Origin of the sequence: Microbacterium jejuense, assembly GCF_019511665.1 — a bacterium.
Classification (GTDB): domain Bacteria; phylum Actinomycetota; class Actinomycetes; order Actinomycetales; family Microbacteriaceae; genus Microbacterium; species Microbacterium jejuense_A.
Genome location: NZ_JAEUAW010000001.1, coordinates 55826 through 70884 on the forward strand (window position 1 = coordinate 55826; position 15059 = coordinate 70884).

The 15059-nt window shown below is 70.5% G+C and carries 9 protein-coding genes; 4 read left to right on the top strand and 5 right to left on the bottom strand.

What is annotated here, in order from left to right; genetic code table 11:
- Positions 1–61: 61 nt before the first annotated feature.
- A complete protein-coding gene (locus tag JNB62_RS00195) occupies positions 62–343 on the top strand; it encodes a GlsB/YeaQ/YmgE family stress response membrane protein (protein WP_220298869.1) in 282 nt (93 codons plus the stop codon).
- A 65-nt stretch (positions 344–408) separates the two neighbouring features.
- Here the strand turns inward: JNB62_RS00195 and pgm are convergent, their stop codons facing one another.
- On the bottom strand, positions 409–2052 hold the full coding sequence (gene pgm / locus JNB62_RS00200) for a phosphoglucomutase (alpha-D-glucose-1,6-bisphosphate-dependent) (protein ID WP_220298870.1): 1644 nt from the start codon (positions 2050–2052) through the stop codon (positions 409–411).
- 95 nt (positions 2053–2147) lie between these two features.
- Between pgm and pheA the strand changes: the two genes are divergently transcribed.
- Positions 2148–3119, top strand: a complete 972-nt coding sequence (gene pheA / locus JNB62_RS00205) for a prephenate dehydratase (protein ID WP_220298871.1) — start codon at positions 2148–2150, stop codon at positions 3117–3119.
- A 10-nt stretch (positions 3120–3129) separates the two neighbouring features.
- On the opposite strand, the gene JNB62_RS00210 is transcribed toward pheA, so the two are convergent.
- From JNB62_RS00210 to JNB62_RS00225, 4 genes are all read right to left on the bottom strand, one after another.
- Positions 3130–3378, bottom strand: coding sequence for an SCO4226 family nickel-binding protein (locus tag JNB62_RS00210; protein ID WP_220298872.1), 249 nt, complete (start codon positions 3376–3378; stop codon positions 3130–3132).
- Positions 3379–3571: 193 nt separating this feature from the next.
- The gene (locus tag JNB62_RS00215) at positions 3572–9877 is read right to left on the bottom strand and encodes a DUF7507 domain-containing protein (protein WP_308291683.1); all 6306 of its coding nucleotides are present in this window, start codon (positions 9875–9877) and stop codon (positions 3572–3574) included.
- A gap of 171 nt (positions 9878–10048) precedes the next feature.
- Positions 10049–11125, bottom strand: coding sequence for an LLM class flavin-dependent oxidoreductase (locus JNB62_RS00220; protein WP_220298874.1), 1077 nt, complete (start codon positions 11123–11125; stop codon positions 10049–10051).
- 126 nt (positions 11126–11251) lie between these two features.
- The gene (locus tag JNB62_RS00225) at positions 11252–11935 is read right to left on the bottom strand and encodes an NADPH-dependent F420 reductase (RefSeq protein WP_374449755.1); all 684 of its coding nucleotides are present in this window, start codon (positions 11933–11935) and stop codon (positions 11252–11254) included.
- Positions 11936–11989: 54 nt separating this feature from the next.
- Between JNB62_RS00225 and JNB62_RS00230 the strand changes: the two genes are divergently transcribed.
- A complete protein-coding gene (locus tag JNB62_RS00230) occupies positions 11990–12997 on the top strand; it encodes a LacI family DNA-binding transcriptional regulator (RefSeq protein ID WP_220298876.1) in 1008 nt (335 codons plus the stop codon).
- A 313-nt stretch (positions 12998–13310) separates the two neighbouring features.
- A complete protein-coding gene (locus JNB62_RS00235) occupies positions 13311–15059 on the top strand; it encodes a glycoside hydrolase family 13 protein (RefSeq protein ID WP_220298877.1) in 1749 nt (582 codons plus the stop codon).

Below are 15059 nucleotides of genomic sequence, written 5' to 3' on the forward strand. Positions count from 1 at the left end.
CATGGACACCTCAGACCGGGCGCCGCACCCCCGTAGGCGTCCGAGAGACGAAGGAGGAATCATGCTCTGGACAATTCTCGGCCTGATCATCATCGGCCTCATCGCCGGTCTCATCGCTCGCGCCCTCATCCCGGGCAAGCAGAGCATGGGCATCCTGCTCACGATCGTGCTCGGCATCGTCGGCTCGTTCGTCGGCGGCTTCCTGGGATTCCTGCTGTTCGGCAGCGACCCCAACGGCGGCTTCCTGCAGCCCTCGGGCATCATCGGGTCGATCCTCGGCTCGATCATCGTGCTCGGCCTGTACGTGCTGTTCACCCGTCGCCGCGGTGCCGTGCGCTCCTGATCCGTCCCTACGAAGAAGCCCTCTCGCCGATCGGCGGGAGGGCTTCTGCGTAGGCGGCGTCGGCCTCAGGCGCCTTCGAGCGCCTGCGACACCACGTCGCGGGCCTCGGCCTGCACCTGGGCGAGGTGCTCGGGGCCGCGCAGCGACTCGGCATAGAGCTTGTAGACGTCCTCGGTGCCCGACGGACGCGCGGCGAACCACGCGTGCTCGGTCTGCACCTTGAGTCCGCCGATGGCCGCGCCGTTGCCCGGCGCGTGCGACAGCTTGGCGGTGATGGGCTCGCCCGCCAGCTCCGTCGCGGTGACAGCTTCGGGGGCGAGCTTGCCGAGCGCCGCCTTCTGCGCGGGGGATGCCGGGGCATCCACCCGCTGGTAGGCCGAGGCTCCGAACTCGGCCTCGAGCTCGGCGTACCGCTGCGAGGGCGTCTTGCCGGTCACGGCGATGATCTCGGACGCCAGCAGGCACAGCAGGATGCCGTCCTTGTCGGTCGTCCACACGCTGCCGTCGAACCGCAGGAACGACGCCCCCGCGGACTCCTCGCCGCCGAACGCGACGGAGCCGTCGAGCAGCCCGGGCACGAACCACTTGAACCCGACCGGCACCTCCAGGAGCGGCCGCCCCAGCGATGCCGCGACGCGGTCGATGATCATCGAGCTCACGAGGGTCTTGCCGACCGCGGCGTCCGTCGGCCATTCCGGTCGGTGCGAGTACAGGTAGTCGATCGCCACCGCGAGGTAGTGGTTGGGATTCATGAGTCCCGCATCGGGCGTCACGATCCCGTGGCGGTCGGCGTCGGCGTCGTTCCCGGTGAGGACGTCGTATTCGTGGCGACGGCCGATGAGCCCGGCCATGGCCGACGGCGACGACGGATCCATGCGGATCTTCTCGTCCCAGTCGAGCGTCATGAAGCGCCATGTCGGGTCGACGTCGGGGTTGACGACGGTGAGATCGAGCCCGTGCATCTCGCCGATGAGGGCCCAGTACTCCACCGACGCACCGCCCAGCGGGTCGGCGCCGATCCGCACGCCCGCGCGGCGGATCGCCTCGAGGTCGATGATGTTCGCGAGGTCGCGCACATACGCGTCGCGGAAGTCGTAGTCGCCGAGCCGGTCGCCGTCGATGTCTTTGAACGGCGTCCGGTTCACCCCCTCCAGGCCGGCGGCGATCAGCTCGTTGGCGCGGTCCGCGATCCACTCGGTGGCGTCGGTGTCGGCAGGTCCGCCGTTCGGCGGGTTGTACTTGAAGCCGCCGTCACGGGGCGGGTTGTGGCTGGGCGTGACGACGATGCCGTCTGCGCGGCCAGGGTCGGCGGCATCCCTCCCGCGGTTGTACGTGAGGATCGCATGGCTGAGGGCGGGCGTCGGCACCCACGAGTCGCGGGCGTCGACGCGCACGTCGACGCCGTTGGCGACCAGCACCTCGATGGCGCTGCGCTCGGCCGGCAGCGACAGTCCGTGCGTGTCGCGGCCGAGGAACAGCGGCCCCTGGATGCCCTGCGTGCGGCGGTAGTCCACGATCGCCTGCGTCGTGGCGAGGATGTGCGTCTCGTTGAAGCTGCCGGTCAGCGACGAGCCGCGGTGGCCGCTCGTGCCGAACACGACACGCTGCTCGGCCACGGCGGGGTCCGGCGCGATGTCGTAGTACGCGGCGATCAGCTCATCGATGTCGATGAGGTCGGAAGGTTCGGCGGGCTGTCCTGCGCGACTCATCCCTTTAGTCTGCCTGTCCGCTCGGCCGGATGCACGGCCGATGACGTTCGTCCGGTACGCGGAGGGGAAGGGATGCCGCGGGCTAGGGTGGTTCCGTGACTTCCGACCTCCCCGGTGCCGAGGCGCCCGTCCGCCGTACATACAGCTACCTGGGACCGGCCGGAACCTTTACGGAAGCCGCGCTCGCGCAGGTGCCGGAGGCGCGCGGGCGCGACTGGCGTCCGGTCCGCAACGTCGGCGAAGCACTGGCCGACGTGGTCGAGGGCCGCTCGGACGCGGCGATGATCGCGATCGAGAACTCGGTCGACGGCGGCGTGTCGACGGCGCAGGACGCGCTGGCGACGATTCCCGGACTGCGGATCGTGGGGGAGTACCTCGTGCCCGTCGAGTTCGTGCTCGTCGGCCGGCCGGGAGCCCGGCTGCAGGACGTCGGGCTCATCGCCGCGCACCCCGTGGCGTACGCCCAGTGCCTGCAGTGGCTGTCGCGCGAGCTGCCCGCGCACTCGCACGTGCCCGCCGCGAGCAATGTGGCGAGCGCGATGAGCCTGCTCGACGGATCCAGCGACGCGGATGCCGCGATCGCGCCTCCCGGCATCCTCGAGCACCACGAGCTCGAGCTGCTCGCCTCGAACATCGGCGACAACCCGAACGCCGTGACGCGCTTCGTGCTCGTCGCACGGACGGTCGTGCCGCCCGCCCCGACGGGCGCCGACAAGACGTCCCTCATCGTCGAGCTGCCGGACGACCACCCCGGCGCGCTGCTGGAGATGCTGGAGCAGTTCGCCACCCGCGGCATCAACCTGTCGCTGCTCGCGTCGCGTCCGATCGGCGACGAGCTCGGCCGGTACCGCTTCGTCGTCGATGCCGACGGGCACCTGCAGGACGAGCGCATGGCCGACGCCCTCATGGGACTGCGCCGCTTCAGCCCGCGCGTGACGTTCCTCGGGTCGTATCCGCGTGCCGACCGCGCCGTCGTGCACTACCCCGAGCGCTACGCCGACGACGTGTTCGTCGAGGCGCGCGACTGGCTGCGCGGCCTCCTCTCGGGCGAGCCCGAGACCGACTGACGACGGCGGGTCAGACGACGAGGGGTACCTCGTGGACCTCGTCCGCCGGATGCCCGGTGCGCTCGTGGATCCGCATGACGGCCTCCTTGGACGGCGCCTCCGACAGGCAGAACACGACCCCCGTCTCGGGGTCCGCCCAGGCCGTCTTGAACGTGACCTCCTCTTCGCCCTGGATCGCCAGGTCAGCGTCGTGCGCCGCTTTCAGCGCATCGGCGGTGATGCCCACCATCCCGTGGTGGACGTCCATGAACTCAGGCATTTCGATCACTCCCCTCGGAACCTCGGGTGCGGTTGCGCGTCCGGTATACGCCCGCGGGAGAGGCCCGTCAATCGGGACTTTCGGCAGTCCGGCTGCGCGGGCTTCAGAGGGCGGGCTCGACTGCCGGCCGCCGCGCGGCGCGCGCCACGGGGGCTGAGCGCCTTCGCGCCCAGCCCCCGTGTCGTTCGCGCTGTCAGGCGCGACGGCGCCGGGTCGTGACCACGACGAGCGCCAGGCCGAACAGCGTCGCGAGCAGTCCGGCGCCGAGGGCGACGATCGGAACCGCCCCGCCCGTGGCGGGCAACGCGCGCGGCACCGCTGTGCCGGTGTAGTGCGAGGGATCGTCGTCGGTGACGGACATCTCGGTGCCCGGAACCTTCGCCGTGACGGTCCCCACGTTCGCGTAGGCGCCGGTCACGGCGATGCCGTGTGCATCGCACGTGAACGACTCGCCCGGGGCCAGAGGCCCGGGGAAGACGTTCGACGCGGTGCCGTCGCACCAGATCTCGAACGCCGGCACCTTGTCGTCGGTCACCGTCACATCCGCGAGCGGCGTGTTGCCGGTGTTGGTGACCACGTAGGTCCACTCCACGATCGAGCCCGCCGGCACCGCGACACCGGGCGCCTGGTCGGCGTCCTGCCCGTTGGTGGCCTTCTCGATGTCGATCGCGGGGGCGGCGCCGAAGTAGTGCGACGGGTCGTCGTCCCCCACCTCCACCCCGGGCACCGGCTCGCCGTCGACATCCGTCGTCTCGGGTCCGGTCGCGGTCACCGCCCCGAGGTTGGCGTACTGGCCAGCCGTGGCCGCCCCGGTCGCGACGCAGGTGACCGAAGAACCCGGTGCGAGCGGCCCTGGAACGGTGTTGCCGCCGGTCTCGTCGCAGTCGATGTCGGTCGGCTCCACGCGGTCGTCCGTGACGGTGACGTTCGTGAGCGGCACGTTGCCGGTGTTGGTCACCACGTACGTCCACTCGACACCGCCGCCGACGGGTACCAGCGGGCCGGTCGGCTCGTCGGCGTCCTCGTCGTTGGTCGCCTTCTCGATGTCGATGGCCGGGTTCGCACCGAAGTAGTGCGACAGGTCACTGTCGGTGACCTCGTCGCTGGGGACGGTCTCGCCGTCGACGTCGGTGGTCGCGGGACCGGTTCCCGTCACGGTGCCGGTGTTCGCGTACTGTCCGGCGACCGCCGTGCCGGTGGCGACGCACGTGAAGGACCCCTGGGGTTCCAGCGGTCCGGGCGCCACGTTGCTTCCGGTCTCGGCGCAGTCGATGTCGGCGGCAGCCACGAGATCGTCGGTGACGGTCACGTCGGTCAGAGCGGTGTTGCCGGTGTTCGTGACCACATAGGTCCACCGGACGTCGCCTCCCACCGCCGCGAGCGGTCCGGGCGCCTCGTCGGCGTCCTGGGCGTTCGTCGCCTTCTCGATGTCGACCGAGGGCTGCACGCCGAAGTAGTGCGACGGGTCGTCATCGTCGACCTGCACGCCGGCGACCGGATTCCCCTCGACATCCGTCGTGCCCGGGCCCGTGGCCACGACGCTGCCGAGGTTGGCGTACTGGCCGAGCGACGCCGTGCCGGTGGCGACACATGTGAACGACGCCCCCGCTGCGAGCGGCCCCGCGATGACGTTCGACCCAGTGCCGTCGCAGTCGATGTCGGCGGCATCCACCTGGTCGTCGGTGACGGTCACATTCGTGAGCGGCGCGTTGCCCGTGTTGGTGACCACATACGTCCATCGCACGTCGCCGCCCGCCGTGACCAGGGGGCCGGTCGGCCCGTCGGCATCCTGAACGTTCGTCGCCTTCTCGATGTCGACCGAGGGCGCCGCGCCGAAGTAGTGCGACGGGTCTTCGTCGGTCACCTCGACGTCCGTGGGGTCTGACCCGGTGACCGAGCCGGTGTTCGCATACTGGCCCGCCGTCGCGACGCCGGTCGCGACGCATGTGAGGGATGCCTCTGGCGCAAGCGGTCCGGGAATGACGTTGCCGCCCGTGCCGGCGCAGTCGATGTCGGCGGCGTCCACCTTGTCGTCGGTCACCGTGATGTCCCTGAGGTCCACGCCTCCCGTGTTCGTCACGACGTAGGTCCACACCACCGCGCCGCCCGTCGTCACATACGGACCGGTGGGCGTGTCGGCATCCTGCAAGTTGGTCGACTTCTCGATGTCGATCCCGGGCGTGGGCATGACGGCGAGGTCGACTGTGAAGGCGGTGAAGTCGTCGGGGAGCAGAGGACTCCCGAGCCCTGCGACGTTGTCGTCAGCCGGTCCGTTGCCGCCGGCCAGGTCGTCGCCGGCGTACCGGTAGGTCAGCGTGACCGGCGTGCTGGTCAAGCCGGAGGCCGCCGGATCCGCGCTCGCCGTGTTGTTGTTGTCGGCGCCCTCGTTGGGGTCGAGCGCGTCGCTGGAGGCGACCGTCCGCACCACGTGGTCTGCCAGCGGACCGCCGGTCTGGAACATCGCTGCCGGGATGTGCGCGGTGTACGTGCCCGCAGGCAGCGCCTCGACCGACCAGCGGCCGTCGGCGTCGGTGACGGCCGTGCCGACGATGTCGCCGTCGTCGTCGAGCACCTGCACCGTCACACCGGCCACGCCCTGCTCATCGGCGTCGAACCGGCCGTCGCCGTTGCGGTCGCTCCACACCAGGTCACCGAGCGTGAACCCGGGCATCAGCACGTACGGCTCGTTCGACAGCAGGGGCTGATCCTCGAAGGTCGGCGAGAAGATCATGGCCCGGTTGACGTACACGTTGTCGAGTTGATTGCTTGTCGAGACCGCCGGGATCTCGGCACGCACCCTGGACTGGGTCGGAAGCGGGGAGCTCGACACGAAGCGCACCGCGGTCACATCGTCGAAGTCCGCCACCTCGGCCGCGGTCAGCCATCGCCCGCCCGCGGCCGCGGGATCGGAGTTGGAGCCGTCCCGCGGGTCGTGGTTGATCGTCGACGGGGCGGCGGTCGTGTAGTACCAGGTGCCCGGCACCTCACCCCCGCCGGTGGGACGGATGTAGGTCGGTGCCGACAGAGGGCCGACCAGCTGCGCCAGCCCCTGATAGTCCGAGGAGTACTGGTCGCGGCGCGAGAGCGCGCCGCCCGCGCCGTCGCCGTTCCACGGAAGCACGTCGATGACGTCGGGAGCCTGGAACGTCAGCACGGTGGACGTGTTGCCCCAGTCCAGCGTCCAGGAGTACTCCTCTCCGCTGGCGACGAAGGGCTTGTCGACCCGCTTCGAGATGCCCATCTGGCCCGACCCGACGACCTGGATCGTCGCCGTGTCGGTGGGCGCGTTCGTCGAGTTCGTGGCCGTCGCCTGCATGGTGTTCACGTAGGTCTCGCCGGGCTGCGCCAGCGTGTCGACGGTGGTGCAGATCTGCAGGTGGCGCGCTCCCGCGGCGGTGGGGTGGAAGATCCACTGGTTGACCCCCGTGCTGACGATGGGAACGTCTCCGCCGAGGAAGGTCACCTTGCGTGTGGCCGCGTCGTAGCTCATCGTCACGCCCTGTGGCAGTCGCGCCTGGGTGCATACGGGGTCGAAGTGCAGATCCGGCGGGATCGTGTCGACAACGGCCACGTCGAGCATGGTCATGCCCGCGAAGGTCCGGTTCGCCAGCACGTTCAGGTCCCAGATGGCGGTGCCGCCGGGAAGGTACTGCGTGGGACTCACCGTCTTGTCGACCGCCAGCTCCGGACCTTCGAAGCGCCGCTCGCGCAGCGTGGTCGCCCAGCCGCTACCCGCCGTCGGCCATCCGCCGGCGTTCGACAGGCGGATGCGGTGGGGGATGACCTCCCCGGCATCGGGCCCGCCGTTGTAGATGGGCCGGACCTGCAGCCCCGACCACAGGTTGAGGCTGAACGGGCCGACCTCCGTGAGCCCGGCGGTGATCGGCCGCACGCGCATCATGTTGACGTGATCGCGCCAGTCCTCGCCGAACGACGTCGGCTCGCTCGACCACGGGCCGGCGAAGCCTCGGCAGTCGGCAGCGGCGTCGGTGAGCGAACTGGTGTCGCTCGGGAAGAGGTTGACCGACGTGTTGAACGGCCCTGCCTGGGTGTCGACCTCGTTGGGACCGACGGCGTACTCGATCACGTAGTCGGCCGGATCGACCGAGCCGGACGCCGAGATCCAGGCTTGCCCTCCGGGCCGGATGAACTGGGTCGACACGTCGAACACGTCGCAGAGCACGATGTCGGTAGCCGAGACGCGATTGCTGCTGGCGTTGAGACTGACCCTTGTGTTGAGCGTGTGCCCCGCGTACGAGGCCCGGAACTGATTGGGGTCGCTGCCGTATGCGCCGCCGGTCTCGGTGGCGATGTACTGCTTGTCTCCGGTCAGGGTGCCGCAGTCGCTGGCCGACGGGCGGACGCTGCGCACGTCGACGTTGTTGCCGGTGGCGTTCGTGCCGTCCCAGCCGGGCTCGAATCCGGTCCCGTTGTTGGGCTGCCCGTCGACCGTCCAGTGCTCCGAGCCGATCGCCTCGTTGCGCAGGTCCAGCGTGACGTTCGACGTGCAGGGGTCGGCGGGCAGCGCGGTCATCGGGATGAACATGCGTGCGTCGAACTGCCCCAGCCGGAGGTTGAAGCCCGCCTGGTTCGGGACGAAGCTCATGTCCCAGCCATCCGTCGGCTGCACGCCCGTCTCGCAGGTCGGGGTGCCGGTGTTGAGTGCGCCGACGGGGGAGCATGACACCAGGACGGCGCCAGGGTGGCTCACCAGCCGGTCGCGGAACGTCACCGGACGATCAAGCCAGGGGCCCACGTTGTCCGACCCCGCGAGGTCGCGAACGGTCAGCCGGTACGAGATGTAATAGCCGTCGACCGCGGCGCCGTTGACGGTCTCGGTGCCGTACGAGGGTCCGCCGATGAACACCTTCTGAAGGTCCCATTGCGGGGCGGCGGCAGAAGCCACCCGGACCGCCAGGTTGTTGCCGGTGCCGTCCCAGCCCGGTTCGTGGCCGTCGCCGTAGTTGAGCGCGCCGCCGTTGAGCGACCAGTGGTCGGTGCCCTCGGCGCGATTGGCGAAGTCGAACGTGCCCGTAGGGAGGTCGTCGCCCGGCTCCCACGCCGGGTCGATGGCACGATTCATCTCATCCAGGGGAACGAAGACGGTCATCACCATGTGTCCGACACCCGTGTCTCCGCCGACCCCGCTGTTGGGCCGGATGCTGAGCTGCCAGCCGTCAGCCCCCTGAGTCTCGGCTTGGCTCGGACATGTCAGCGTCCACGCCGACCGTCCGGCGTTGTCGGCGAGGTTGGTCGGCCGGCACTCGGTGATGCGCGCACCGGGGAACTCGGGCATGACATCGGTGAAGGTCACCGGCCAGGACAGCTCCGCCCCGCCGGCTCCGCCCAGCGTGTCGGTGATGTTGAACTGGTACCGCACCAGGTAGCCCTGGGTCGCGACGCCGTCGATCATGAGCTCCGTGAAGTCGGGCCCGGCCGCGACGTTTCCGTTCGTGGGGTAGACGATCTTCTCCAGATCCCACCGAGCGGTGCCGGTCACCTCGACCGTCGGCCCCGACACCGAGTTCGAGGTGCCGGCTTCGCCGCCGCCGGCATATGCGTGCATCGCGATGCTCGCGTGCGAGGGGATCGGCGTGTCGGTCGTGAACCGGTACGCCAACTGCACGGCCGCGACGTTGGACGACATCGTGCCCAGGTTGCACTTCACCGTGATCGATCCGTCGGCGTTGAGGGTGCGCGACGAGGGCGGGTTCGCGCCGTTCTCGGCGGCGAGGCATCCGGCCGGGATCCCGTTGGTCCCGGGGCCGGCCAGTTCCAGCGACGCGCCGTCCGGGGACGAGACCGTGAACTCGGCGACCACGTTCGGCACCGAGGCGCCCGTGGGCAGGCCGGTGAGCGACACCGAGTACGACTGCATGACGGTGTCGCGCGTGCGGACGACGCAGTTGCCCGGCCCGGTGTCCTGTCCGGGGCCCTCGACCTCGTCGAACGGCGGGATGCCGGTGATGGCGAACCCCTCGCATCCGTTCGCCTCCGGGAGGCGTGCGACGACCAGGTTCGCGATCGGCTGCAGTCCGGCATCGAGGCCTGTGACCTGCGTGCTGCCGGCGATCGTGAAAGGCGCCGTGACCCCGCGCTCGGGCTCGCCGGTGTTGGGGACTCCCGCCCGCACGAAGTCGTTCGCGCCGCTCGTCGCCGCCGGGAAGACGAAAGGCCCCGGAGCGTCGATGCGCACGACGTAGTCCCCGTCCGCGGCGTTGGCGAAGCTGTACACGCCGGCCGCGTTCGTGGTCGTCGTCGCCACCACTGCGCCGCCGGGCGACGACAGCAGCTGCACGGTGACCCCGGATCGCGTGGGCTCGGTGGACTCCCGCACGCCGTCGCGGTTCGCGTCGGCCCACACGAATCCGCTGACGAGGCTCCCCGCTGCGGCCCATGCCGCTGGTGCCGCCGTCAGCGGCATGACCAGGCCGGCGATCACCGCCAGCACCGTGACGATCACAACGGCCGGCCGTGCCTGCCACGGCGTTCCGGACACACGACGAACCAACGGTCGAGCAGACATACGATCCCCCCGGATCCCGCGGAGCCGTGCCCGTCACGGTCGACGCGGATGCTGCTCTCCACCGTTCCGAATGATCGCGTCGGTCGACATCACGCAGATCACGTGATGTTTCCGTCGGCCGCCGGGCGGGGCGGTCGGCGGCGGCTACGCGAGCGGGAGCTCGGCCGCCAGCAGCTCGAGCGTCTGCACGCGGCCGGGCGAGGCATCCATCGGCTCGGCCTCGTACGCGCCGGCGATGGGCGAGATCATGACCTCGTCGACCCCATGCTTCTGCGCGAAGGCGCGGAGATCGGATGCCACGGCCCGCGGCTCTCCGACGAACCAGTTGGCGCGCGCCGACGCCATGAACGAGTCGCCCAGCGCGTCGAAGTCGGCGGCGCCGGCGATCGCCTGCTCGACCGTCTCGAGCGGGATGAGCGGCTTGTTGGTGCGCAGCCGCGCCGTCATGCGCAGGTTGGGCAGCGCGCGCTCGTCGGCCTCGGTCTGCGTCCGGGCGACGAGCACGTTGGCGGTGAGGAACGTCCGGGGCTCGGACAGCGCCTCGGACGCGACGAACGCGGTGCGGTAGAGATCGAGCGCGCGCTCGAGCCCGTTGCCCGAGAAGTGGTTCGCGAACACGTACGGCAGCCCGAGCGCGGCGGCGAGCTGCGCGGAGTAGTCGCTCGAGCCGAGCAGCCAGACCTCGGGCGTCGAGGTGGCGGCGGGCGTGGCGTGCACGTCGTACGTGCCGCCGGACGTGAAGCGCAGCGCGGCGCCGTCGGGCGCGACGAGCGACAGGATGTCGCGCACGTGGTCGGGGAAGCGCTCGACGTCGCTCGTGGTGCCGCTCTGGCGCAGCAGCTGCGTGATGACGGGGTCCGAGCCGGGGGCGCGGCCGATGCCGAGGTCGATGCGGCCCGGGGCGAGCGCCTCCAGCGCCGCGAACTGCTCGGCCACGACGAGCGGTGAGTGGTTGGGCAGCATGACGCCGCCCGAGCCCAGCCGGATGCGCTCGGTGCGCGCCGCTGCCGCCGCCGCCAGCACCGGCGGCGTCGTCGAGGCGACCGCCGGCATGTTGTGATGCTCGGCGAACCAGTACCGCCGGAACCCCAGGCGGTCCGCCGCGTCTGCGAGGGCGAGGGATGCCGCCACCGCCTGAGCGCTCGTCTGCCCGGTGCGCACCGGCACCAGGTCGAGGACCGAGAGGGAGAGGGGAGCCGGGGCGGGAGCTGCGTCGTTCATCCCTGACGGCAACCGGCCGCGGCATCCCCTCATTCCCCTCACCGCGCATCATCCGGCCGTTCTTGGCGAGTCGCCAGAAACGGCGGGTTGCGCGCGGCGTTCCTGGCGACTCGCCGGACGCTGGAGTCAGGGGAGGCGGTTCGCGATCGCCAGGTTCGCCCGCAGCTCGTCGGCCGTCTGCCGCGTGACGTACGCGGGGCGGTCGCGCTCCAGGCGCCACGACTCGCTGAGCGGTCCGGCACTGACGGTGTCGAAGCCCAGCGCGTCGTAGATGCCGGTGATCAGTTCGACGGCGTCGTCATGGTCGCTCGCGGTGCCGAGCGCGCGACGGTTCGGGTCGCCCGCGGGGAGCCCGGTCGTGTTGATCTCTGACGCGAGGATCTGGTTGAACCCCTTCACGACCTTCGACGCCGGCAGGTGGTCCTGCACCAGCTGTGACGTGGTGGTCTCGCCGCGGTCCAGCGCGTCGATGTGGCCGTCGCGCTCGAAGTAGTAGTTGTTCGTGTCGATCACGATCTTGCCGGCGAGGGGCTCGACGGGCACGTCCTTCAGCGCCTTGAGCGGAACCGTCACGACGGCGATGTCGGCGGCGGCGGCGGCGTCGAACGCGGTCGCGGCGGTGACCTTCGGCCCAAGCTCGGCCACGAGATCGCTGAGCGTCTCAGGCCCCCGCGAGTTGGCGATCACGACGTCGTAGCCGAGTCCCGAGAACGCCCGCGCGAGCGCGCTGCCGATGTGTCCTGCACCGATGATTCCGATAGTGGTCATGGTCGTGCGCAACCGGTCCGCGGGGAGCGGATATTCCGGCATCCGTCACTTTCATCCACTTGCGCGATCCTGCAAGTTCTTGCGTACACTGAGCGCATGTCGAAGCGTCTCGCCGAAGTGGCGCGCAAGGTCGGGGTCAGCGAAGCAACCGTCAGCCGTGTGCTCAACGACAAGCCCGGCGTGTCGGAGGCCACGCGCCAGGCCGTGCTCACCGCGCTCGACGTTCTCGGCTACGAGCGGCCGACCAAGCTCCGCGGCGAGCGCGCGCGCCTCGTGGGGCTCGTGCTGCCTGAGCTGCAGAACCCGATCTTCCCCGCGCTGGCCGAGATCATCGGCGGCGGGTTGACCCAGAACGGCTACACGCCGCTGCTGTGCACGCAGAACGCCGGCGGCATCACCGAGTCGGACTACGTCGACCTGCTGCTGCAGCAGCAGGTGTCGGGCGTCATCTTCCTCGGCGGCAACTACAGCCAGGCCGACGCGGCCCACGATCACTACGAACGCATCCGCCAGGTCAACCTGCCGACGGTCCTGGTCAATGCGCGCATCGACGCCCTCGATTTCGCCACGGTGTCGACCGACGACGCGGCCGCCGCCGAGCAGGCGATCCAGCACCTCCACCAGCTCGGGCATCGCCGCATCGGCATGCTGCTGGGCCCGCTCGACCACATCCCCTCGCAGCGCAAGCTGGCCGCGGCGCAGCAGGTGCTGCAGCGCCTCGGCTCGCCGCTGGACGAGAGCCTCGTCGTCCGCGGGCTGTACTCGCTCGAATCGGGTCAGGCCGGGGCATCCCGTCTCTTCGCCGCCGGCGCGACAGCCGTCGTGTGCGCGAGCGACCCGCTCGCCCTCGGCGCCGTGCGCGCCGCGCGCCGGGCGGGCCTGGGCGTGCCCGAGGACGTCAGCGTCGTCGGCTTCGACGACTCGTTCCTGATGAGCTGCACCGAGCCGCCGCTCACCACGGTGCGCCAGCCGATCGAGTCCATGGGCCGCACCGTCATCGATCTCCTGCTCTCGCAGATCGCCGGCACCACCGAGGCCGGAGACGAGCTGCTCTTCGAGCCCGAGCTCGTCCTGCGCGCCTCAACGGGGCCCGCCGCCCGCTGACCGCGACCGCGCTCGCCCCCATTCGGCGTGCCGTGCTCTGCCTGTGCCACGCTTCCCCTGTCGCGCTCTGCGGGGGCGCACCGCGGTTTGCGACAGGGGAGCCGTAGTGCGTCGCTGGATGCCGCGAGCCCGGCTCGCCTGTCGCAATCTGCTGGGGCGCACCGCGGATCGTGACAGGGGACGGGAGATGGCCGAGATATGCGTGGCGTTGCGCAATCGTGATCTTGCGTAGTTCTGTCAAAGAGTTGCGTTAACCCATCCCGCGTCGTACATTCTCTGCATCGAGACTTTTCAACGACGAACGAGGAGATCTGTGGACACCGAGGTCCTCACGCGCGGCGACCGCGCCGTGCCCGCCGAAGACGACGCACTGTGGTGGCGGTCCGCCGTCATCTACCAGGTCTACGTGCGCAGCTTCGCGGACGGGAACGGCGACGGCACCGGCGACCTCTCCGGCGTCCGGCAGCACCTCGGCTACTTGAAAGACCTCGGCGTCGATGCCATCTGGTTCAACCCGTGGTACCCGAGTCCGCTCGCGGACGGCGGCTACGACGTGCAGGACTACCGCGACATCGACCCGCGCTTCGGCACGCTCGACGAGGCAGAGCTGCTGATCCAGGAGGCCCTGGCCCTCGGCATCCGCACCATCATCGACGTCGTCCCCAACCACGTGAGCGACCAGCACCCGTGGTTCCAGGCGGCGCTGGCAGCCGGCCCCGGCAGCCCCGAGCGCGAGCGGTTCTGGTTCCACCCGGGCAAGGGGCCGAACGGCGACGAGATGCCCACGCACTGGGAGTCGAGCTTCCAGGGCGAGACGTGGACGCGAACGACGAACCCCGACGGCACGCCGGGCGAGTGGTACCTGCACATGTTCACGCCCGAGCAGCCCGACCTCAACTGGAACCATCCCGACGTGCGCCGCGAGCACGAGGACATCCTGCGCTTCTGGTTCGACCGCGGCGTGGCGGGCGTGCGCATCGATTCGGCCGCCCTGCTCATCAAGGACCCCGACCTGCCCGAGGTGGGCGAGAAGCAGGGTCCTGGCCAGCACCCCACCGAGGACCGGGACGAGCTGCACGACGTGTACCGCTCGTGGCGTGCGATCGCCGACTCCTACCCCGGAACGCGCGTGCTCGTGGGCGAGATCTGGGTGCCCGACATCGTGCGGTTCACGAACTACCTGCGGCCCGACGAGATGCACACCGCCTTCAACTTCGACTTCCTCGCGCGGCCCTGGGGCGCGGCATCCTTCCGCGAATCGATCTCGGCCACCCTCGAGGCCCACGCACCGGTCGGCGCGCCGAGCACGTGGGTGCTCAGCAATCACGACGTCACGCGCCCCGTCACGCGCTACGGCCGCGAAGACACGGCGTTCGCGTTCCTCAAGAAGCGGTTCGGGGTGCCGACCGACCCCGAACTGGGTCTGCACCGCGCCCGTGCCGCCGCCCTGCTGGTCGCGGCGCTACCGGGCAGCCTCTACATCTACCAGGGCGACGAGCTCGGCCTGCCCGAAGTCGAGGACCTGCCGCTGCACCTCATCGAGGACCCGATGCACTTCCGCTCCGGCGGCACCGACCCGGGACGGGATGGATGCCGCGTCCCGCTGCCGTGGGCCGGCGACCGGGCTCCGTTCGGGTTCAGCCCCGACGGTGCCGAGACGTGGCTGCCGCAGCCCGAGGGGTGGAGTACCCTGACCGTCGCCGCGCAGGCGGCGGATCCGGCATCCACCCTCAACCTCTACCGAGCTGCGCTGCGTCTGCGCCGCGAGCTGCCCGAGCTCGGCGACGGACCGCTCACCTGGTGGGACGACGCTCCCGGGCTCGCGGACCGCAGCGGTACCGGCCACGATGCCGACATCCTCGCGTTCCGGCGCGGCGACGGCTTCGCGTGCGTCGTCAACGCCGGCGACGACCCGGTCGCGCTGCCCCCGGGCGCGACCGTCCTCCTCTCGAGCTCGCCGCTCGAGGCGGGCGACCTGCCCGCGAACGCAGCCGCATGGCTGCAGCTGGAACCCGAATCCACCACCACCACCACCACAGGGGCTTCCGCGCCGAGAGGCTGA